At 72.8% G+C, this 19,388-nt stretch carries 18 protein-coding genes; 8 read left to right on the forward strand and 10 right to left on the reverse strand.

Features of this window, described 5'->3' with window-relative positions; translation table 11 throughout:
- Positions 1–46: 46 nt before the first annotated feature.
- From ABZ883_RS08320 to ABZ883_RS08335, 4 genes are all read right to left on the reverse strand, one after another.
- Complete coding sequence (locus tag ABZ883_RS08320) at positions 47–619, reverse strand: TetR family transcriptional regulator (RefSeq protein ID WP_360903517.1); 573 nt, start codon at positions 617–619, stop codon at positions 47–49.
- A gap of 104 nt (positions 620–723) precedes the next feature.
- Complete coding sequence (locus ABZ883_RS08325; protein WP_360903520.1) at positions 724–1,473, reverse strand: SDR family NAD(P)-dependent oxidoreductase; 750 nt, start codon at positions 1,471–1,473, stop codon at positions 724–726.
- An 11-nt stretch (positions 1,474–1,484) separates the two neighbouring features.
- A complete protein-coding gene (locus ABZ883_RS08330; RefSeq protein ID WP_360903523.1) occupies positions 1,485–2,222 on the reverse strand; it encodes a VOC family protein in 738 nt (245 codons plus the stop codon).
- 160 nt (positions 2,223–2,382) lie between these two features.
- On the reverse strand, positions 2,383–2,955 hold the full coding sequence (locus ABZ883_RS08335) for a hypothetical protein (RefSeq protein ID WP_360903526.1): 573 nt from the start codon (positions 2,953–2,955) through the stop codon (positions 2,383–2,385).
- An 806-nt stretch (positions 2,956–3,761) separates the two neighbouring features.
- On the opposite strand from ABZ883_RS08335, the gene ABZ883_RS08340 reads away from it, so the two are divergent.
- The gene (locus ABZ883_RS08340) at positions 3,762–4,421 is read left to right on the forward strand and encodes a hemerythrin domain-containing protein (protein WP_360903529.1); all 660 of its coding nucleotides are present in this window, start codon (positions 3,762–3,764) and stop codon (positions 4,419–4,421) included.
- 45 nt (positions 4,422–4,466) lie between these two features.
- Here the strand turns inward: ABZ883_RS08340 and ABZ883_RS08345 are convergent, their stop codons facing one another.
- A complete protein-coding gene (locus ABZ883_RS08345) occupies positions 4,467–5,432 on the reverse strand; it encodes an amidohydrolase family protein (protein ID WP_360903532.1) in 966 nt (321 codons plus the stop codon).
- Between the two features lie 197 nt (positions 5,433–5,629).
- Here ABZ883_RS08345 and ABZ883_RS08350 point away from each other — a divergent pair, with 197 nt between their 5' ends.
- On the forward strand, positions 5,630–5,893 hold the full coding sequence (locus tag ABZ883_RS08350; protein WP_360904050.1) for a GlsB/YeaQ/YmgE family stress response membrane protein: 264 nt from the start codon (positions 5,630–5,632) through the stop codon (positions 5,891–5,893).
- A 68-nt stretch (positions 5,894–5,961) separates the two neighbouring features.
- On the opposite strand, the gene ABZ883_RS08355 is transcribed toward ABZ883_RS08350, so the two are convergent.
- Positions 5,962–7,032 (reverse strand): sporulation protein, encoded by a 1,071-nt coding sequence (locus tag ABZ883_RS08355; protein WP_360903535.1) that lies wholly within the window; start codon positions 7,030–7,032, stop codon positions 5,962–5,964.
- Positions 7,033–7,320: 288 nt separating this feature from the next.
- Here ABZ883_RS08355 and ABZ883_RS08360 point away from each other — a divergent pair, with 288 nt between their 5' ends.
- The 3 genes from ABZ883_RS08360 (at position 7,321) to ABZ883_RS08370 (ending at position 10,236) form a co-directional block, all read left to right on the forward strand.
- Entirely contained in the window at positions 7,321–8,622 is a 1,302-nt protein-coding gene (locus tag ABZ883_RS08360; protein ID WP_360903538.1) for a hemolysin family protein, read from the forward strand.
- Positions 8,619–9,647, forward strand: coding sequence for a hemolysin family protein (locus ABZ883_RS08365; RefSeq protein WP_360903541.1), 1,029 nt, complete (start codon positions 8,619–8,621; stop codon positions 9,645–9,647). Before ABZ883_RS08360 ends, ABZ883_RS08365 begins: the two co-directional genes overlap by 4 nt.
- A 142-nt stretch (positions 9,648–9,789) precedes the next feature.
- Positions 9,790–10,236: a nitroreductase family deazaflavin-dependent oxidoreductase gene (locus ABZ883_RS08370; protein WP_360903544.1), complete on the forward strand. Its 447-nt coding sequence runs from the start codon at positions 9,790–9,792 to the stop codon at positions 10,234–10,236.
- 661 nt (positions 10,237–10,897) lie between these two features.
- Here ABZ883_RS08370 and ABZ883_RS08375 read toward each other — a convergent pair.
- The 3 genes from ABZ883_RS08375 to ABZ883_RS08385 form a co-directional block, all read right to left on the reverse strand.
- Positions 10,898–11,392: an NUDIX hydrolase gene (locus ABZ883_RS08375; RefSeq protein ID WP_360903547.1), complete on the reverse strand. Its 495-nt coding sequence runs from the start codon at positions 11,390–11,392 to the stop codon at positions 10,898–10,900.
- A 38-nt stretch (positions 11,393–11,430) separates the two neighbouring features.
- Positions 11,431–12,582 (reverse strand): NUDIX domain-containing protein, encoded by a 1,152-nt coding sequence (locus ABZ883_RS08380; RefSeq protein WP_360903550.1) that lies wholly within the window; start codon positions 12,580–12,582, stop codon positions 11,431–11,433.
- 98 nt (positions 12,583–12,680) lie between these two features.
- Positions 12,681–14,702, reverse strand: coding sequence for an ABC transporter ATP-binding protein (locus ABZ883_RS08385; protein WP_360903553.1), 2,022 nt, complete (start codon positions 14,700–14,702; stop codon positions 12,681–12,683).
- Positions 14,703–15,169: 467 nt separating this feature from the next.
- Between ABZ883_RS08385 and ABZ883_RS08390 the strand changes: the two genes are divergently transcribed.
- The 3 genes from ABZ883_RS08390 (at position 15,170) to ABZ883_RS08400 (ending at position 18,159) form a co-directional block, all read left to right on the forward strand.
- Positions 15,170–15,952 (forward strand): DUF899 domain-containing protein, encoded by a 783-nt coding sequence (locus tag ABZ883_RS08390; protein WP_360903556.1) that lies wholly within the window; start codon positions 15,170–15,172, stop codon positions 15,950–15,952.
- Positions 15,953–16,055: 103 nt separating this feature from the next.
- On the forward strand, positions 16,056–17,141 hold the full coding sequence (locus tag ABZ883_RS08395) for a hypothetical protein (protein ID WP_360903559.1): 1,086 nt from the start codon (positions 16,056–16,058) through the stop codon (positions 17,139–17,141).
- A 58-nt stretch (positions 17,142–17,199) separates the two neighbouring features.
- Positions 17,200–18,159, forward strand: a complete 960-nt coding sequence (locus tag ABZ883_RS08400) for a GNAT family N-acetyltransferase (protein ID WP_360903562.1) — start codon at positions 17,200–17,202, stop codon at positions 18,157–18,159.
- A gap of 6 nt (positions 18,160–18,165) precedes the next feature.
- Here the strand turns inward: ABZ883_RS08400 and ABZ883_RS08405 are convergent, their stop codons facing one another.
- Positions 18,166–19,332: a CapA family protein gene (locus tag ABZ883_RS08405; protein ID WP_360903565.1), complete on the reverse strand. Its 1,167-nt coding sequence runs from the start codon at positions 19,330–19,332 to the stop codon at positions 18,166–18,168.
- Between the last annotated feature and the right edge of the window lie 56 nt (positions 19,333–19,388).

The following is a 19,388-nucleotide window of genomic DNA, read 5'->3' on the forward strand; positions in this document are numbered from 1 at the left end:
GGCGGGTTCGGTGTGCCGAGGGCGGGCGAGGGTGACCGCGACCGCGTCAGCGCGGCTGGGCGGCGGCCCGGACGGCCTCCAGCGTCACGTCGAGCAGGACCGCTACGCGCTCGGTGCCGCCGCTCTCCGTCCACGCGGTGACGGCCGTGTTGAGGCAGGCCAGTACGGCCGTGGTGACGGCACGTGCCCGCAACTCCCGCCGCTCGCCGTCGAGTCGGGCCGCGACGAGGGGAACCAGCAGCTCCTGCCACTCCAGTTGCTTCTTCGCCAGCGCGCCGCGCAGCCCGGGCGTCCCGGCGAGCATCACCGACGTGGCCAGGAGACTGCCGTCGGGGTCGCGGTCCAGGGCGTCCACGTGGTCGTCCAGCGCGTGCCGCAGCGCCAGCCACAGCGGCTCGTCCACGGGCCGTGCCGCCAGCCGGTCGGCGATCCCCTGACCGATGGCGGTCAGGTTCCCGACGACCATGTCCTCCTTGCTGGCGAAGTAGCGCGAGACACTCCGCCCGGACATGCCGATCTCGGCCGCGATCTGCTCGATGGTGGTCTTCTCGAAGCCGTGCTCGATGAACAGCGCCATCGCGCGGTCGGCGATCTGCGACCGCACTGTCTGCCGCGTCATCTCCCGAAGGCCCGATCGTGCTGCGTCCGCGCTGCTCATGGGCCCAGCCTATCGGTCACTGACAACGTGGCCGCCCGTCGACATTCCTGTCAGGCACTGCCGGATCAGAGCTGCGCCTGCCCGCCGTTGACCTCGTAGACCGAGCCCGTGACGAACGACGCCTCGTCGGAGAGGAGGAAGGTCACCACCGCGGCCACCTCCTCCACGTCACCGGTGCGGTTCATCGCCGTCTTCGCCGCGATCGCGGCACGCACCTCGGGCGGCAGCGCGCGGGCGGAAGGGGCGTCGATCGGACCCGGCGCGACCGCGTTGACACGGATGCCGCGCCCGGCGTACTCCACGGCCGAGGAACGCGTCAGGCCGATGATGCCGTGCTTGGAGGCCGCGTACGCCGCCCGTCCGGCATGCGCCATGACGCCGGCGGTGGACGCCATGTTCACGATCGCCCCACCGTCACCCTGCGCGAGGAAGCGGGACAACTGCGCCCGCATGCTGTGGAAGACGCCGGTCAGGTTGACCTCGATGACGCGAGCCCAGTCGGGCGGGGCTATCTCGTGGGTGTCGGCGAGCCCGGGCGTGACCCCCGCGTTGTTGAAGGCGATGTCGAGCCGGCCGTACGCGGCGACGGTGAACTCGACGAGCCGCTCGGTGTCCTCGATAACCCGGACGTCGGCTGCAAAGGGCACGGCCTCGCCGCCCGCGGCGGTGATCTCACGGGCCACACGCGCCGCGCCGGCGCTGTCCGCGTCGGCCACGACGATCCGTGCGCCCTCGCGGGCGAGGCGCTTGGCCGCCGCCTCGCCGAGCCCCGATGCGGCACCCGTGACGATGCCGGCCTTTCCTGTGACGGACATGGCGGTCCTCCTCAACTCCGGTGCGCGACGACGGTGAAGACGGCGCCCTGCGGGTCGAGCAGCACCGCGATGCCGCCCGCGCCGGTGTCCGTGGGCCCCATGAGCACGGTGCCGCCCGCGTCCGAGGCGCGGGCCGCGCTCTCCGCCACGTCCGCGACCGTGATATACGCGTCCCAGTACGGCGGGATCTCCGCAGGCATCGCCGGGGGCCGGGGAAGGAGCAGGGCGACCTGCGTGTCCGCGAGGTGCCAGGCCCGGCGGCCCAGCGGTGCTTCGGCGGGGCCCGCCTCCCACGCGAAGAGGGAGCCGTAGAAGGCGGCCGACGCGTCGGCGTCGTCGGTGATGAGTTCGCTCCATGCGAAGGTGCCGGGATCGTGGGCGGGCGTGACGGTCTGCCGCGCGCCGGACGCGCGGAGGGCGAACCGCGCTCCGGCGGGATCCGCGACGTGCACGTCGTCCCCGCCCGGCGACGGGAGCACGCTGCCACCGGCGGCGGCGACCGCGGCGGCCGTCCTCGCGGCATCGGGCACGGCGACGAACATCGTCCAGCCCGGCCGTGCTGGCTCGCCCACGGGCCGGAGCCCGGCGACGGGCCGCCCGTGGAGCAGGGCCGTGCGGTGGCCGACGTGCGGGGTGTCCCGCGCGAACTCCCAGCCGAAGAGCGCGCCGTAGAAGGCGGCGGCGGCCTCGGGGTCGGGCGACCCGAGTTCGATCCAGCAGGGCCTGCCGGGGGTGGGGGTGGTGCTCATGTCTGCGCTCCTTGCGGTCCGGATGCGGCCCGGACTCATGCGGCGACTATAGACACGGTTGTCATTGACTGACAAGTAAGGCATTGGATGCCATTGATTGTATGACGTGCGCATGACAAATGACTCCATGCTGGCACTACGTCATCGTGAAAGGGGATGCTCAGGAAGCCGCGCGGTAGAGACCGCGTCCGGTGCGCCGTACCCGGGAGGCCCCGACGAGGCGGTCCAGCGTGCTGCGTACCGCGTTGATGCTGCCCGCGTTCGCGTCACGGCCCAGGGCGGCGGCGACGTCGCGGGCCCGCACCTCGGCGCCTCCGGTGGTGGCCAGGTACTCCAGGATCTGCTCCGTCAGCCTGCCGTAGTTGCCCGGTACGGCGGCCGCGCCGGAGCGGTCGCCGCGGGTGTCGACGGGTGACGGCGCCGCTCCTGCGGCGTCGTCCGCAGCTGCCGCTGCCGCTGCCGCGTCCTCGTCCGGCGCCTGAAAGTCCTCGGCCGCGAGGGGGAAACGCTGCCCTTCGTCCGCGGCGACGTCACCGGTGATCCCGTCGAAGGGAACGGCGGGCATCAGCTTGTGGAGGGCGCCGAGGGCCCTGCGCACGGAGCCGAGGTGGGCGACGACAGCGGCCAACTCCCGCTCCAGGCCGTGCCGCTGGGCTTCCAGGCGCTCGAGTTCGTCCTGGAGCGCCCGAGCGGTGGCCTCGATGTCACGAGCAGTGTGCGTGATGAAGACCATGCGCCCTCTCATCCTCGGCCCTGTGCCTTCGTCCCCGTGTCGTGCGGGCCTGGCGTCCTTGCCGCCGCACCCGTGAGGAGTGCGCGCAGCATACGGGACACGGCGATCCGCCTGGTACCCAGATTAGTACGCGACGTGGTGACACGGTGACAGTCCACACCGCGGTGCCCCGGAGGGAGCCGGCACGGCGGGGCTGCACAAGGCCGCACTGAAGGGCCGGGAGTGGTTCACACGATCCACTGTGACACGGTGTATTTCTGATCTGGGCCGCCCGGCACGGCCGGGCTGATCATCAGGGAATGCGTGGTTCGTCCGGGCGTCGACGCGATGACAGTGTTTGCAAGACGTTTTGGTTTGCTACGGTGTCACTCGCGTCGGTCGGGCGGACCGAGGGAATCACGCCACCGTTGTGGCGGTGACCTCGTGATGTGCCCCCTTGGGGACGGGCCGCGCGGAAGACTCCCGGTGTGGATCTGTGGGGAGACCCATGCCGGGAATACGGGAGCGTCCTGTGCTGAGCCTGTCGGGGGTCTTGGCGCGGGGCGTTCCCCCGTTCCGGCGGGCCGGGGCCGGGCGCTGCCCGCGGATCGCAATGTTTGATAAATGATTCAACATCTGACACTGTTTGCCGCGACTGCGGCCGAACCGCGACGGGGCGGTTTGCGGCCAGGAGCCGGTGACGGGCCGGGTTTCAGCCCACGCGGCGGCACCGGCGGCTCCGCATGGTGTGACAGTGCAGTTCCCGCTACAGAGACAGGGAGGCCCGAGAAGCAGTGAATGCGACCAGCAGGACCAGCAGCGAGCCCATGGCCGATGTCCGAGACATGTACATGGCGCACACCATGATCCGTCGTGAATTCGGCCTGCTCCCGCAGCTCGTGCGGGACGTGCTGCCGAACGACACCAAGCGCTCGGAAGTCGTCGGCGCCCACGCCGAGTTCGTCTGCCGGCTCCTGCACTTCCACCACGACGGCGAGGACCTGATCCTGTGGCCGCTGCTCCAGGAGCGGGGCCGGGAGGAGGCCGAGGCCATCGTCCCGGTGATGGAGGAGCAGCACCACGCCATCGAGGCCGCGAACGCCGAGGCGATCCGCCTGCTCCCGCAGTGGCGGTCCACCGCGCGCGGCGGCAACGAACTGGCCGAGGTGTTCGACCGGCTGCTGGACGCGCTGCTGGAGCACATGTCGATGGAGGAGCAGCGGATCCTTCCCCTGGCCGAGAAGTACGTCACCGCGGCCGAGTGGCGGCAGCTCGGTGAGCACGGCATGAGCGAGATGCCGAAGAAGGCGCTGCCGCTGGCCTTCGGCATGGCGATGTACGAGGGGGACCCCGAGGTGATCAAGGCGGTCCTCGCCGAGGCTCCGGGCCCGGCCCGGCTGATCCTGCCGTTCCTCGCGCCGCGGCTGTACGCGAAGCACGCCAAGCGGGTGCACGGCACCGCCACCCCGCCGCGCCTCTTCCGCTGACCCGCGCCCCGACGGGGCCCGGGACGACGGGCCGGCGGCCGGTCGTCAGGCCGGACGTCCGAACAGGGCGCGGGCGTTGCCCGAGGTCATCATGTGCTTCCCGGCGGCGTCGAGTGCGTCCGTGGCGGCCAGTGCGGCGGCCAGGGACGTGACGAGGGGTGCCGGGGTGAACGGGTGGTCGCTGCCGTACAGCAGCCTGTCGGGGGCGACGAGGGCGAGCAGCGCGGGCAGCGCGCGGGGCAGGGCGGCGCCCGCCACGTCGTAGTGCAGCCCGCGCAGCGCCGCCAGGACGTCGACGTCCGTGCCGGACATCCGCGCGAACGCGGCGATCCGGTCGGCCATGACCGGAAGCGCCGCACCCGCGTGCGGCACGACGAACCGGATGCGCGGGTACCGCTCCGTCACGCGCCGCAGGACGAGTTCGGCGACCGCGCGGGTCGAGTCGAAGAGGAACTCGACCATCGGGCGCGGGAATCCGAGGGCGGTCCGCTCGCCGCAGGCGGGGGACGTCGGGTGCAGGAGCACCACGGTCCCGCGCCGGTCCAGCTCCGCCATCAAGGGCTCGAAGCCGTCGTCCCCGAGATATACACCGGAGTAGTTGGTCAGCAGGATCACGCCGTCCGCGCCGAGGACGTCCAGCGCGTACCCCAGTTCCGCCAGCGCGGCCCGGACGTCGGGCAGCGGAAGCGACGCCAGCAGTCCGAACCTCCCGGGATGCTCCGCGGCGACGGCCGCGCCCTCCGTGTTGACCGTACGGGCCAGCGCCGCGCGTGCGGCCGCGTCCCCGAACGACACACCGGGGGAGGAGACGGACAGCATCGCGGTCGCGACACCGGTCGCGTCCATCAACGCCAGGGCGCTCTCCGGGCTCCACTCGGGGATCGCGGGCATGCCGTCGGGGCGCGTGTGCCCGGCGGCGACCAGCGCCCTGCGGTAGGACGGGGTGATGTAGTGGGCGTGGACGTCGATCGCCCCGCCGAGCCCGGCGAAGTCCTGTGCTGCGGCGGCCATGGCGCTCCTCGGTGCGGCGGAACTGAACGCTGAAATCGGACTGAGCGGACCGATCACAGCACCGCCTTCGCCGCCGGGGCGGGACGTCGTCCGTGTCGCCCCTGCCGCCGCCCGGAAGGCCCACAGGAAGTGGGCGGCATGCGGGGGGCTATCGGGGGCACATGACGGGCGACGAGCTTGTTCACAGGGAGGCGGCCATGGAGATCTCGGGCATCATCAGTGCCATCATCATCGGCGTGATCATCGGAATTCTGGGACGTCTGGTGGTCCCGGGACGTCAGCACATCGGCGTGATCTGGACGATTCTCATCGGCATCGTCGCGGCGCTGATCGGCTCGGCCATCGCGGCGGGCGTGGGCGTCGCGGACACCAAGGGCGTGGACTGGATCGAGTGGCTCATCCAGATCGCGCTGGCCGCGGTGGGCGTCGCCGCCCTGGACCGTGCGAAGGCGCATCGCTGACCTTCGTTCCCCGACACGGCGCACAGGGGCCGCGCGGCCCGGGCCCCCGCCCCCTTCTCGCGTCCCCCTCAGGACCAGTCGTCGTCCCCGCCCTCGTCCTCCTCGTCGTCGCCGTTGTCGTCGGCCTCGTCGTTGTCCTCGTTTTCTTCGTCCTCGTCGTCGAAGAACTCGTCGACCGCCTCGGAGAGCAGGTAGCCGCCGACCGCACCGGCCGCCAGCCCGGCGGCGCCCGCGGCGACGGCGGTGCCCACGCCCATGCCGGACCCGTGGTGCTCGTCGTGGTGGCCGTGGCCGTGTCCGTACCCGTGGTCGTGACCGTGCGCCGCGGGGGCACCGAAGCCGCCGCGGCGCTCGACCAGCCGCCGGATCCAGGAGTCGACCTCCGCGGTCCAGTGGACCTGGAGCACGGTCGCGTGGTCGACGGAGAAACGGCCGATCTGGTCGTGGCCCTCGGAGAAGAGGCCGCCGCGCTTGTCGGCCTCCAGGACGATCTCGACTCCCGCCGGATGGGCCAGGAAGGTCAGTTCGATCTCGCTGACCGCGTGCGCGTACTGTGCGGGCGGCGTGAGTTCGATCTCCTGGTAGAACGGCAGCCGCTGCCCCGTGCCGTGGAGATGCCCCATCTCCAGGTCGGCCGAGGTGAAGCCGAAGCCGAGCTGTCCCAGGGCCTCCAGGATCGCTTCCTGGGCGGGGAGCGGCGCGACGCTCAGCGGGTCGAGGTCGCCCTTGTCACGGGCGCCGGCCACCTCCAGTTCGGTGCGGATGCCGAGCGCGATACCGAGGGACTGCCCGTGCAACTCGGTGACCGGTGCCTCCCACGGGACCGGAAGGGAGAACGGCACGGTGTGCCGTGCGCCGGCCGGCAGGCGGAAGCCGCCGCCGACGACCGTCCGGTCGAAGACCACGACGCCCTCGTGCTCGCCGTCCTCGTCCTCGTAGCCGTACCCGTGCCCGCCCTCGGCCTCCACCCGGGCGACCAGTTCGAGCACGACGGCGTGGATGTCGGCGTCCGTGTCGCCGCCCTCCAGGTGGACCTGCCCGTACAGCGTGCCGCCGGGCATGACCGGGCCCCCGTTCAGGACCGTGTCGACCGAGGGCCCGCCGACGCCGAGCGCCCCGAGCAGCCGTTTGAACACCATCGCGGCGTTCACTCCTTCGTCTGTGGTTCTGTCGGCCCCCTGCGGGCCGACTTCTGAACTGCGCCGCCGGGCCGGGGAGTTCCCGGGCGGTGCGAACGGGTGAACGGTGCTCCGCCGGCAACCGGAAGCAGCCCCTACCGGCTACCTTTGCTCGTCCTTTACCCTGGGGGAGACGTCACCGTTCCGAGCACGACAAGGAGCCGCGGTTCCCGCGATGGACCACCCTCCCAGTACCGACCGTGTCATCCCTCCTGAGATCCGCCGAGGCGGGGGAGCGGGGGTGGCACGGTGACCGAAGTCCTCCTCCTGCTGCTGGCGCTGCTGCTGACCCTGGCGTGCGCGGTGTTCGTCGCGGCGGAGTTCTCCCTGACCACGGTCGAACGCGGCGAACTGGAGCGGGCCGCGGCCGCCGGTGAGCGCGGCGCCGGCGGCGCCCTCAAGGCGGTACGCCGGCTGACCCTCCAGCTGTCCGGCGCGCAACTGGGCATCACCGTGACCTCGCTGGTCATCGGCATGCTCGCCGAGCCGTCCCTCGCCGTCCTGCTGACCGGCCCGCTGCGTGTCGTGGGCCTGCCCGCGGGCGCGGCCTCCTCACTGGCGACCGTGCTCGGCGTGGGCGTGTCCACGATCGTGCTGATGGTGATCGGCGAGCTCGTGCCGAAGAACTGGGCGATCTCCCGCCCGCTGGCCGTCGCCAAGGCCGTGGCCGGTCCGCAGCGCGGGTTCACCGCCGTCTTCGGCCCCTTCATCCGGCACCTGAACGAGGCGGCCAACCGCCTCGTGCGCCGCTTCGGTCTCGAACCCGCCGAGGAACTGGCCTCCGCCCGCACCCCCGACGAGCTGATGGCGCTGGCCCGTCACTCGGCGGCCGCGGGCCTGCTGGAGCCGGACTCCGCGGAGCTGTTCGTGCGCACCCTGCACCTGAGCGAGCTGACCGCGGAGAACGTCATGACCCCGCGCGTGGACGTCCGTGCCCTGGAGGCGCGTGCCACGGCCGCCGACGCCGCGAACCTCACCCTGGCCACCGGCCTGTCCCGCTTCCCGGTCTACCAGGACAGCATCGACGAGGTCGTCGGCACCGTGCACATCCGCGACGTCCTCGCCCTCCCCGCCGCCGAGCGGGGCCGCACCCCGGTCACGGCCCTGGCCACCGCGCCGCTGCTGGTGCCCGACAGCCTGCCCGTCGACCGGCTCCTGGAACGCCTGCGCAGCCGCCGCACCATGGCGGTGGTCATCGACGAGTACGGCGGCACCGCCGGCGTCGTCACCGTGGAGGACGTCGTGGAGGAGGTCGTGGGCGACGTCCGCGACGAGCACGACCCGCAGGCATGCCCCGACCTGGCGCCGTCCGGCGACGGCGCGTGGGAGGCCGACGGCAACGTCCGCATCGACCAGCTGGCCGAGATCGGCCTGACCGTCGCAGAAGGACCGTACGAGACGGTGGCCGGGCTGATGGCCACCTCGCTCGGCCGCATACCCGCCCGCGGCGACCAGACGGAGGTCGACGGCTGGCGCATCAGCGTCCTGAGCGTCGACCACCACGTGGCCGAGCGGGTCCGTGTCGCGCGCATTCCGGAGGACGTGCGATGACCGTACTGCAACTCGCCATCGGCGCCCTGACCCTGCTCACCAACGCCTTCTTCGTGGGCGGCGAGTTCGCCCTGATCTCGGTGCGGCGCAGCCAGGTCGAGCCCCGGGCCGAGGCCGGTGACAAGCGGGCCCGCACCGTCGTGTGGGGCCTGGAGCACCTGTCGGCGCTCCTGGCCACGGCCCAGCTCGGCATCACCGTCTCCTCGCTGGTGCTGGGCGCGGTCGCCGAGCCGGCCATCGCCCACCTGCTGGAGCCGGGCTTCGAGGCCGCACACGTGCCGCACGGGCTCGTCCACCCGATCGCGTTCGTCATCGCGCTCGCCGGGGCCACGTACCTGCACATGCTCTTCGGCGAGATGGTTCCCAAGAACATCGCGCTGGCCGCGCCCGAGCGCGCCGCGCTGCTCCTCGGGCCGCCGCTGGTCGGCCTGACCCGTGCCCTGCGGCCGGTGATCTTCGGCATCAACGCCTTCGCCAACACGCTGCTGCGGATGCTGCGCGTCGAGCCGCGCAACGAGGTCAACGCCGCCTTCACCGACGACGAACTCGCCCGCCTGGTGCAGGACTCCAATGCCGCCGGGCTGCTCGACGCCTCGGGCACCGAACGGCTCCGCGACGCCCTGGAACTGGGCACGCGGCCGGTCGGCGACATCCTGGTCCCCGCCGACCGCATGGTCACCGTCGATGCCGCGGTCACCCCGGACGGCCTTGAGCGGCTGGCCGCCTCCTCCGGTTACTCGCGACTGCCGGTCACCGGCCCCGACGGGGACGCCCTGGGTTTCCTGCACATCAAGGACACCCTCGGCGTCACCGACCGCGACCGCCCCTTCCCCCGCGCCGCGCTCCGGCCCGTCATCCGGCTGCGGTCCACCACGCCCCTGGACGACGTCCTCTCCGCCCTGCGGTCGGCCGGCACGCACCTCGCCGCCGTGACCGATGCGGACGGGGCGCTCCTGGGCTACGTGACCATGGAGGACGTCCTGGAGGAACTGGTCGGCCCCGCCGCCCCGGCCCCGGCGGGCTGAGGCGCCCGCCGCCGGCCGCCGCGCCCGCCGTCCGGCTGACGGACGGTGTGAACGGCGTGTGGCGGCTGGTGCGGCCGGGAATGCGCGCGATGGCGCACGGTGTTGGTGCGTGGACAGTTGCACACGGAGATTGGAGAACGGCGTGCCTTTGGTCGGGGAGTACCAGCCGAGCCCGGAGCAGTGGGTCCGTGATCAGGTCGAGCTGTACGAGGGTTCGGAAGGTGCCGAGGGGACGACGCTCCGCGGCCGCCCTGTGATCATCCTGACGTCGCTCGGCGCGAAGTCCGGCAAGATCCGCAAGACCCCGCTGATGCGCGTGGAGCACGACGGGAGCTACGCCGTGGTCGCGTCCCAGGGCGGCGCCCCGAAGCACCCGGTCTGGTACCACAACCTGATGGCGGACCCCCGGGTCGAGCTCCAGGACGGACCGGTGCGCCAGGACATGACGGCGCGGGAGGTCACCGGCCAGGAGAAGGCGGAGTGGTGGGAGCGCGCGATCGCGACGTGGCCCGACTACGCGGGGTACCAGACGAAGACCGACCGTGAGATCCCGGTCTTCGTCCTGGAGCCGGCGCCCAAGCCGCACTGAGTGCGCGCCCCGGCGCGCGCCCGTGGCCACCACGGGTGCGCGCCGGGGTACTCCGCCCTTCCTCCCTCCCGCGCCACCTGCGGGATCTCCCGTTGTCGCCCTGTGGTGAGTGCCGTCCGGCGCGTCGCCGGTCCGCACGGCGCCGTCCGCCCCCCGGACAAATGGCGGTCGTTCGTGGCAGACTTCCCGCGCCGCCGCGCTGCGCTCGCGGCCGACCGGATACGAATCGACGCGAAGCCGTCGAACGCGTATTTGGCGGGTGTGGTGCGGATCACGTACACATGATGCAAGGCGACACAAGAGACGCATCGGAGGAAGCGCCGTATGACCCACGGGGCAAGCCCCGCTCCCCACGCCGATCCCGCTCTGGCCCGCGACTGCACCCACTGTCGCGGATGGGGAACCATCATCACCGACCTCGGCCGCCATGAACTGTGCCCGCGTTGCCAGCCCGTAGGGGAGCAGTCCGTACCGGTGCCGACCTCGGCAGAGGCGCCGCCCCCGGGCGGCGCCCGCTACGCATCCCCCGCCGGACCCTCCGCCAGGACGTAGCCCGCGGAGCAGGTGCCCGGTTCGCTGCCGCGCCCGCGACCCCCACCGGGACCGCGGGCGCGGCCCTTGTCCGCGATCCGCGCATCGGGCCGCGCGGCCGGCGCGGGCCTCAGGCCTCGGGCTCCTCGTGGTAGCAGGGGATGCCGTCGCGCCGTGCCCGGAAGACGGCCTCCAGGTACCGGAAAGCGGCGTCGTTCATCTCCCTCCGCCACTCCTCCAACGACCGCACACGGAGCTCGACGTGCTCGGCCGGGTCCAGCACGATGCCGGCGATCTGCTCCGGGGTGAGCCGGCCGCCGTCGAAGATGAGGCCGATCTTGTGGGCGGGCCAGTCCGGACGCGGCATCAGGACATGGATGCCCAGCAGACGCGGTGTCCGCGCGATCTCCAGGCCCGTCTCCTCCAGTCCCTCCCGGACGGCGCACTCCCAGGGCGTCTCGCCCGGATCCATGTTGCCGCCGGGCCACTGCCAGGTCGTCGGGCTCCGGACCGAACGCAACTGGATCGGCCGGTCCTCCTCGTCGGTGATGAAGAAGCAGCCGTACACGGTGGCCTTGGGGAGTTGGGCGACGTACTGCACCGGCGGCAGCCAGGTTCCGCTCATGTGTCCTCCTGGAGGAAGGGGGATGGTGCGGCGCCCGGTCACGGGATCCGGTCCCGGGCGTCGGCGGGGAGGCGGGAGAGAAAGCCGACGGCGTCCGCCATCCGCTCGCGCAGACATGCGGCCCGGGATGGCTCCCAGGGCACCGGCCGAGGAGCGCCGGCCAGTCTGTACGAGCGGACGGCCGGGAGCCCGGGCAGCAGCCCTGGCCAGACCGCGTCGAGGACGTGGGCCAACGGGGCGAAAAGGGGGCCGACCCCGGCAAGGGCGGGGAGGTCGTGCCATTCCCAGCGCAGGAACCGGTGCGGTTCGGGCAGGGCGAGCGCGCCCTCCCAGCCGGTCACGCGGACCACGGCGGTGACGCGGCGCACGTCCGCCACATCGTCGTGGAGAAACGTCAGCAGGCGCGCGTTCTCCTCACGCGCCAGAAGGCCCGTCTCCTCGGCCAGTTCCCGCACGGCCGCAGCGGTCGCTGACTCCTGCGTCTCGATCCGGCCCCCGGGCAGTTCCCACATTCCCCCGGTGGAACGCCCCAGGAGCACCCGCCCGGCATCGTCGGTGACCACCGTCGCGGCGCCGAACACCGTCTGCGGCTCGGGCCGTCCCTTCTCGACCGCGGTGAACGAAGCACGAGGACCGCGCAGTACGAGCACCGCCAAGGACCCGGTGTCGTACCGCCCGGACTCCTCGAAGCCTTCGGTGAGCAGCCTCAACTCGTCCTCGTCCAGAGCGATGTGCCGCCGCTCGGCCGGGGTCCGTTCCGCGACCGGGGTCATGACCACGAGGGCGCCGCCCTTCCGCAGGCGCGCGGCCAGGCGGCGCAGCACACGGGTCCGGTCGTGGATGAAGGCGACGGCCAGCCGCATCGTGATCAGGTCGTAGTCCTCGGCCAGCCCGTGCAGGCTGTCGTGCTCGACGTCGAGGCACAGCCAGCGCACCGCGTCCACGTCGGCGTGCTGCGCCCTGGCCCGGGCGAGGGCGCCCTCCGCGAAGTCCGCCGCGTCGACGGTGTGGCCCAGGGAGGCCAGGAACACGGCGAGTTCGCCGGTGCCGCAGCCCACGTCCAGCGCCCGCCCACCAGCCGCGGGCGCCGGGGCATGCCGGGTGAGCAGGTGTTTCTCCTCGTCGCCCAGCGACCTGAATCCGCGTCCGTCGTCGTAGTGTTGGGACCACTGGGACCGGGTGTGTGCCACCGATCGGGCCTCGCGGGTCGACGCGGCCGCGGTTCCTCCGGTGCGTACCGCCCCTGTGGCAGCCGCCGACCCCGGCACGGGCGCGGAACTTCCCGCCGTCACGGCGCCACCCCCTCCGTCCGCGCCTGGGCGGTGCGGGGCTGGTAGCCGCCGGCCTGCAGGGTGAACATGCCGGCGTAGACGCCGCCGACGGCCATGAGGTCGTCGTGGGAGCCGGACTCGACGATGCGGCCGGCGTCGAAGACGTAGATGCGGTCGCAGTCGACGACGCTGGCCAGCCGGTGCGAGATGAGCACGGTGATCTGGTCGTCGCGGAGCCGGCCGCGCAGCACCGCCTCGTACACGGCGTGTTCCGACGGCGGGTCCATGCTGGCCGTGGGCTCGTCGAGGAGCAGCAGTGGCGCCTTCTTGTACAGGCCGCGGCCCACCGCGACCTTCGCCCACTGCCCGCCGGACAGCTCCTGGCCGCCCTTGAACCGCTTGGACAGCAGCGTCTGCCACTGGCGGGGCAGGTCCGCGATGACGGTGTCGGCGCCGGAGGCCCGGGAGGCGTCCATGGCGCGCTGCGGGTCGGCCGTGGTCAACTCGCCGGTGGAGACGGTGATGTTGGCCAGGGCGCTGAAGGGGAAGCGGGCCGGGTCCTGGAGGACGCAGGCCACTTGGCGGTGCAGCGACTGGGAGTCCATCGTGCGGACGTCGACGCCGTCCCAGCACACGCTGCCGCTGTGCGCCTCGTACAGCCCGGCCAGGAGTTTGGCGCAGGTGCTCTTGCCCGAGCCGTTGAGGCCGACGAACGCCACGGTCTCCCCGGCGCGCAGCGCCATGGTGATGCCGTTGAGGGCGGGCGCGGTCTTGCCCGGGTAGGTGAAGTGCACGTCCCGCAAGGCGATGGTCTCCACGCGGTCCGGCGCGGCCAATCGGGCCTCGCGGGGCAGCAGCCGGCGGCATCGTTCCTGGACGGCGAGGAGGTCGTCGACCCACATGGCCTGCTCGTAGACGAGGTGGGCGACCTCGACGAGCCGGATCAGGGAGGCCTGCCCGGCCTGGATGGCCAGGACGGCGCCGGCGCCCGCCGCCAGGGGCAGCCATCCGGCGATCAGCATCGCGGCGAGGGCGGTGTAGGTGATGCCGGTGCCCAGACCGCCCACGGAACGGCCCGCCAGGTTGAGCAGCGCGGAGTGCACCCCCAGCCGGGTGTCCTCCTCCGCGATCTTCTCGGTCAGCCTCAAGTGCTCGTCCAGGAGCGCGCCTTGTGCGGTGTCCGAGCGCAGTTCCGCCGCCGCCTCCACGTCGAGCAGCAGCCAGGAGAACACCCTGATCCGGCGTTGCAGGGCGTTCCAGCGCTTGAAGGAGTGGAAGCGGGCGCGGGCGCTGCGGACGGCGGCTGCGCCGACCGGCAGGACGGACAGCAGGAGCAGGGGCAGCAGCACGGGGTGCAGGACGCTGAGCACGCCGGCGGTCCCGGCCAGGCCCAGGGCGGCGGAGGCGAGGGAGACGACCTGGCCGACGATCTGGCGGGCGTAGAACAGGCCGCGGTCGTTCGCCCGGTGGACCTCGTCGTGCCAGTCGGCGTCCTCGACGGCCTCCAGCCGCACGTGCGCGGTCAGCCGGAGGAAGTCGCACTCGAGCGCGGTGCGGATCTTGGGGGTCACGCGGGCCTGGGCGGTCGCGACCGCCGCCTCCAGCAGCGCACGGGTGGCGAGGAAGCCGACCACGAGCAGGATCTGCGGGAGGGCGGCGCGCACCCGGTCGGGGGTGGGGCCCTCGGCGAACAGGTGGTGCAGGACGGCGACCGAGGCGAGCAGGCCGAAGGCGCTCATGGCGGCGGACGCGAGCTGGCAGACGACGACGGTCGTGGTGGCGGCGCGGTCGGCCTGCCAGGCGAGCCGCCCGATCAGCGCGGTGATCTTCGGCAGGCGGACGAGGACCTGGCGCACGCTGGCACTGGCGGCGGCGCCGTCGTGGACCGACCAGTAGGCCTCCTCCATGTCCTCGGTCATGTCGCCGTCGCGGTCGCCGTCCTGCGGGCCCCCGGCCGTCGCCGGAGGGGGCGGCAGGGGGTGCGGGTCGGTCCGCGGCTCCGGGACGCGGCCGGCCGCCGGCTCCGCGGGCTCGTTCATGCCGCCCACCCCGCATCAGGTCCTGCCGCCGCGAGGGTGGGCGCGCCCGCGACGGGCCGCCGCCGCTGTTCGAATCCGGAGGGCTGAGACGCGGGGGCGGGTACGGGATGCATGGCGTCCTCCATCTGGGCGGCGATGTGGCACTGGTGCTCCAAAAACGCGCCGGATCGGGTCCCGTTACGGCCGCTCCCGGAGGCAGTTACTGAACGTATGTTCCAGTGGGGAGGCTCGGGGGCGCGGGTCCCGGCGCGCGGTTCTCAAACTCGTTCGATTGGGGGACACCACCCGCCTGAGCGATGACGTCCCGCGCTGCTGCGCTCGTCCGCGCACGACTGGACGGGGCGTGCCTCGAAGGCCGCGCCCGGATTCGATCCCCCGTGCCCGGCCCGATGAGTTCCGGCCTCGGCGGGAGTCTGTTGTGGTGACCGGCACAGGACGCCGCCGCACCACACACCACGGAGGACACCATGACGACCACGCCGAGTGACCCGGCCACCGCGCTTCCCGGCCGGCCGCCGGTCGTCGACCTGGCGACCTGGCAGGCGGCGCGTGACGCACTGCTCGTCCGCGAGAAGGCCCACACGCGCGAGGGCGACGCGATCGCCGCGGCCCGCCGGGCACTGCCGATGGTGGAGTTCGACGGGACGGCCGAGGTCGTCGGAGCGGACGGCCCGGTGGCGTTCCTGGACCTTTTCGAGGGGCGCGACGAGCTCGTGGTCTACAAGCACATGTGGCACGACGGCGCGCCGCACCAGGGGCAGTGCGAGGGCTGCACCACCACGGCCTGGCACCTGAAGGACGCCGTCTACCTCAACGCGCGCGGCGTCTCGTTCGCGATCCTCACCACCGGCCGCTGGGAGGAAGTGGCGCCCTACGTCGACTTCATGGGCTACACCCAGCCCTGGTACTCGGTGCGCGGCGTGGATGCGCCGATCGGGGGTCCCATGGGCTATCTGACCAGCTTCCTGCGCGACGGCGACCGGGTGTTCCTCACGTACTCCACGACGGGCCGCGGCAACGAGCCGGTCAACGGGTCCTTCGGATTGCTCGACATGACGCCGTACGGCCGTGGCGAGGCGTGGGAGGACAACCCCGAGGGCCGGCCCGCGGGGCTCGCCGCGTGCTGGTACTGGCGCTCGGACGCGGAGGGGAAGGCCACTTGGGGCCCGACCAGCCGCCCGGTGCCGCAGTGGTCGAGGCCGGGCGCGACCCCCGTGGAGACCCTCGGCCGCTCCGGTCACCACCACTGACCGACGCCGCTGCCGGGCGCACGTCGAGCGGTCACTTGCGTGCAGGAGGTGGCCGCTCGACGGTTGAGCGGCGGTTGTCAGCGCCCGTCGCCAGGGTGTTCCGGTGATCTTCAAGAGGAAGCAGGAGGCCCCCGGCCTCGCCGCTGTCGTGTCCGAGCTCGAGCAGGGCGTGGCGGCCCGCGACGGTGCCCGCACCGAGCGGGCCTTCATAGCCACGATCAACACTCTCCAGTCGTCCCAGGAAGCCGAACGCGTCCTTGCCGGGCCCCGGTTGGCCGCGCTGCTGCCAGCCTTCCCGCCCACCGGCCCGCGTCCGATGCTGGCGATGGCGGCCGGATTCTGCGTCGAGAGCGGGGCCGATCCGGCGGCCTGTGCGGAGCCGATCCTCGGCGGTGTCCACCAGGACCTGCGCGACGCCCTGGAGTTCGCCCGCCGCTGGACCGCCACCGGCGCGACCGGCGACGAACTGCCCGAGCCGGACCAGAAGATCATCGACGACGCCCTCCTGGCCCGCCTGGACGGCGACCCGCACGAGGCCGCGCGGCTGGCACTGGCCTGGTGCTCGGTCGAGGAGTGGCAGCCGCCCGCGCTGGCCGTGCTGTGCCGCAGCGCCGAGATGCGCCGCCTGCACGCGGCCGCGCTGCTCCCGGCCGGGCGCGAACTCGCGGCCCTGGAATGCCACGACCTGAAGTGCCTGGTGTACGCGCTCGCGGTCCTGGACGACGAGCCCCTGCTGGTGCTGCACAAGCCCACCGGGACCGGCTTCGAGGTGCGTATCGGCGGCATCGGGGACAACTTCCAGTTGCACACGCTGCTCGCCCATGTCCTCATAGGCGGCGGCCACGTGCCGGGCACGGCGCCTTCGGCGGAGAGTGTCCGCCTCGCCACGGACCCCCGGCCCGCCCGAGGACGCACCGAGACCGCCGCGACCGGTGCCTTCGAACTCCTCGCCCCGGACGGTGAGCGGATCTGGAACGAGGGGCTGCCCGACGACGTCCCCGTGGTGGAGGGGCGACGCCTGCTCGTCCTGGACGAGCCGATGTACCAGCGCAGTTGGAACGCCGATCGGTTCTTCCCGCTGCTCCCGGGCACGGCCGAGCTGACCCGCGTCCTGTCCGCGGACGAGACGCGGACCTGGTTCGCCCGCACCTCGTTCGGCGAGGGGACCCCCGGCGCGTCAATGCGCTGACCGGCGGGACCGGAAAACGGATCGACGGCTCCGCGGCGTGCTGGCACAGTGGCGCACCATGGCGAACTCGCAGCTGGTGACCGCCGCGGACGTGCAGCGCATGCAGGCTCTGGCACAGCATGTCACGGCCGTGCGCCCGGACCTGGTGAACAGCGACGCCACCTTCGGCGAGCTGGCCTGGAACTGGGGCAAGGGGCACCGCACGGAGGGCGCGAGCTGGCCGTGCCGGCTGTGGTTCTCCGGCGGGGACCTGGTGGCGTGGGGCTGGGCCCGTCTCCCGCGCCAAGTGCGGCGGAGCGACGGGTCGGTCAGGGACATCACCGACGCCTATCTGTCGTACCAGGTCCATCCCGGCCACGCGGGCCTGGTCGACGAGGTGATCGACTGGTACGACGCCACGGCGGGCGACATCGAGCGCACGGTGATGCCGAGCGCGGCCGACGAGTTCGCCCTGGGGCGATGGGCCGCGCACGGCTACGTGACCGACCCGGCCGCGCTCGGCGACGCCGGGTCCTGGACCCAGCTCAACGAGCGGGACCTCGACCAGGTGGAGCAGCCCGTGCTGCCGGACGGATTCCGGTTCCGCACCGCCGAGGAGGCCGGGCCGGACGCCGCGGTCCAGGCCCATGTGGACGCCTGGGCCCCCTCGACGTACGGCGCCGAGGGCTACGAAGGCGTCCGGCGGACGGCGTCGTACCGCGGCGACCTGCACCTCCTGGTGGAGGCCGCGGACGGGACGATGGCGTCCTCGACGATCATGTGGCTCGACGAGGCGAACAGGACCGCCGAGTTCGAGCCGGTCGGGACGCACCCCGGTTACCGGCGGCGGGGCCTGGCGCGGGCGATGCTGCTGCACGGGATGCGTCTGGCGCGGGCGGCCGGGGCCACCCATATGACGGTGGCCTGCCTGGGCGCGGCGGGCCGTCCCCAGGCGCGTGAGCTGTACTACGGCGTCGGATTCCGTCCGTTCACGCGGGACGCGCCGCTGATCAGGACCGGGACCGGGACCGGGGGCTGAGGGCCGTCAACGGCCCTGCTGCCGGGGAGCCGGCGTCAGTCCCGTGCACTGCCGCAGCTGCTCGTAGCGGTCGCTGATGCTCCGCGCCGCGGCGCCCGTCCGCGGTTCCGGTACGCCGTGGCCGTCCACGAGCGCGGGGGCGAAGTCGGCGGCCGTGACCGAGCCGTGCGTCACCGTGAGGGTCGTCACGCCGGTCTCGTCCGAGTGCGGGTACGGAGAGGAGCCGTACCAGAGGAAGTTGCCGAGGCCGTAGGCCACGTAGGTCGGCCCGAGCATGCCGGAGCCGAGCATGACGTGGGCATGGGTGCCGACCACCGCGGTGGCGCCCGCGGCGGACAAGTCGGCGGCGATGGAGCGCTGTTCGGGCCCGGGGCAGCTCTGCCCCTCGGTGCCCCAGTGCAGGTAGACCACGACGACATCGGCGCGTGCCCGTGCCGCGCGGACCGCGCTCACGAGCCGTGACCGGTCCAGAGCCGAGGCGATCCCGGGGCGGTTCGGCCCCGCACGGAACGTGGCGTTCGTGAGGTCCTGGATCTGGCTCGCGGCGAGCACGGCCAGGCGGACACCGTTGACCTCGGTGACGTACGGCCGGTAGGCCTCGGTGTCGTTCGCGCCGATGCCCAGCACGGGGATCGGCGAGTCGTGTGCGGCGGAGAGGGTGTCGGCCAGCCCCTCGGGGCCGTAGTCGACCGCGTGGTTGTTGGCCATGGTGACCGCGTCGACGCCCGAGCGGCGCAGCGCGTCCAGCGCCCGCGGCGGTGTCCTGAAGTGGTAGAGCTTGGGCTCCGGCGTCCCGCGGGTGGTGATCGCCGACTCCAGGTTGACCATGGCGAAGTCCGCGGCCGACAGCACGGGGGACAGCGGGCCGAGGGCGGGGTCGGCATCCAGCCGTACCGCCGTGCGCTGCGTGAAGTGGACGTCGCCGGCGAAGGCGAGGGTGACCGTGCCGGGTTCGCGGTGGCGGGCGGGGGGTGTGGTGGCGGAAGTTCGGGGGAGCGCCGAGGACTTGAGTTGCGGCGGAGCGGCGTCGCCGGTAGGGGCTTCGCCGGGCCTCGACACCAGGTACGCCGTCGCCGCGGCCACCACGACGATCATCGCCGCGCCCAGCGTGGTGTGTCTGCGACGCCGCTGCCGGCTGGGGAGGGCGGCATGGCGCGTATGCGGTTCATGCATCGGACAACCGTACGATCGATTCGTTCATGGGGTCCGCTCGCACGCAGAACGTGCTG

This window comes from Streptomyces sp. NPDC046977 (assembly GCF_040644455.1).
Lineage (GTDB): Bacteria > Actinomycetota > Actinomycetes > Streptomycetales > Streptomycetaceae > Actinacidiphila.

Bases quoted from the DNA above. Each gene is read 5' to 3' on its own strand.
- ABZ883_RS08320 (WP_360903517.1), bottom strand. From the start codon at position 619: ATGACGCGGCAGACAGTGCGGTCGCAGATCGCCGACCGCGCGATGGCG.
- ABZ883_RS08390 (WP_360903556.1), top strand. From the start codon at position 15,170: ATGACGACCACGCCGAGTGACCCGGCCACCGCGCTTCCCGGCCGGCCG.
- ABZ883_RS08330 (WP_360903523.1), bottom strand. From the start codon at position 2,222: ATGAGCACCACCCCCACCCCCGGCAGGCCCTGCTGGATCGAACTCGGG.
- ABZ883_RS08350 (WP_360904050.1), top strand. From the start codon at position 5,630: ATGGAGATCTCGGGCATCATCAGTGCCATCATCATCGGCGTGATCATC.
- ABZ883_RS08345 (WP_360903532.1), bottom strand. From the start codon at position 5,432: ATGGCCGCCGCAGCACAGGACTTCGCCGGGCTCGGCGGGGCGATCGAC.
- ABZ883_RS08335 (WP_360903526.1), bottom strand. From the start codon at position 2,955: ATGGTCTTCATCACGCACACTGCTCGTGACATCGAGGCCACCGCTCGG.
- ABZ883_RS08405 (WP_360903565.1), bottom strand. From the start codon at position 19,332: ATGCATGAACCGCATACGCGCCATGCCGCCCTCCCCAGCCGGCAGCGG.
- ABZ883_RS08375 (WP_360903547.1), bottom strand. From the start codon at position 11,392: ATGAGCGGAACCTGGCTGCCGCCGGTGCAGTACGTCGCCCAACTCCCC.
- ABZ883_RS08385 (WP_360903553.1), bottom strand. From the start codon at position 14,702: ATGAACGAGCCCGCGGAGCCGGCGGCCGGCCGCGTCCCGGAGCCGCGG.
- ABZ883_RS08325 (WP_360903520.1), bottom strand. From the start codon at position 1,473: ATGTCCGTCACAGGAAAGGCCGGCATCGTCACGGGTGCCGCATCGGGG.
- ABZ883_RS08355 (WP_360903535.1), bottom strand. From the start codon at position 7,032: ATGGTGTTCAAACGGCTGCTCGGGGCGCTCGGCGTCGGCGGGCCCTCG.
- ABZ883_RS08340 (WP_360903529.1), top strand. From the start codon at position 3,762: ATGGCCGATGTCCGAGACATGTACATGGCGCACACCATGATCCGTCGT.
- ABZ883_RS08365 (WP_360903541.1), top strand. From the start codon at position 8,619: ATGACCGTACTGCAACTCGCCATCGGCGCCCTGACCCTGCTCACCAAC.
- ABZ883_RS08400 (WP_360903562.1), top strand. From the start codon at position 17,200: ATGGCGAACTCGCAGCTGGTGACCGCCGCGGACGTGCAGCGCATGCAG.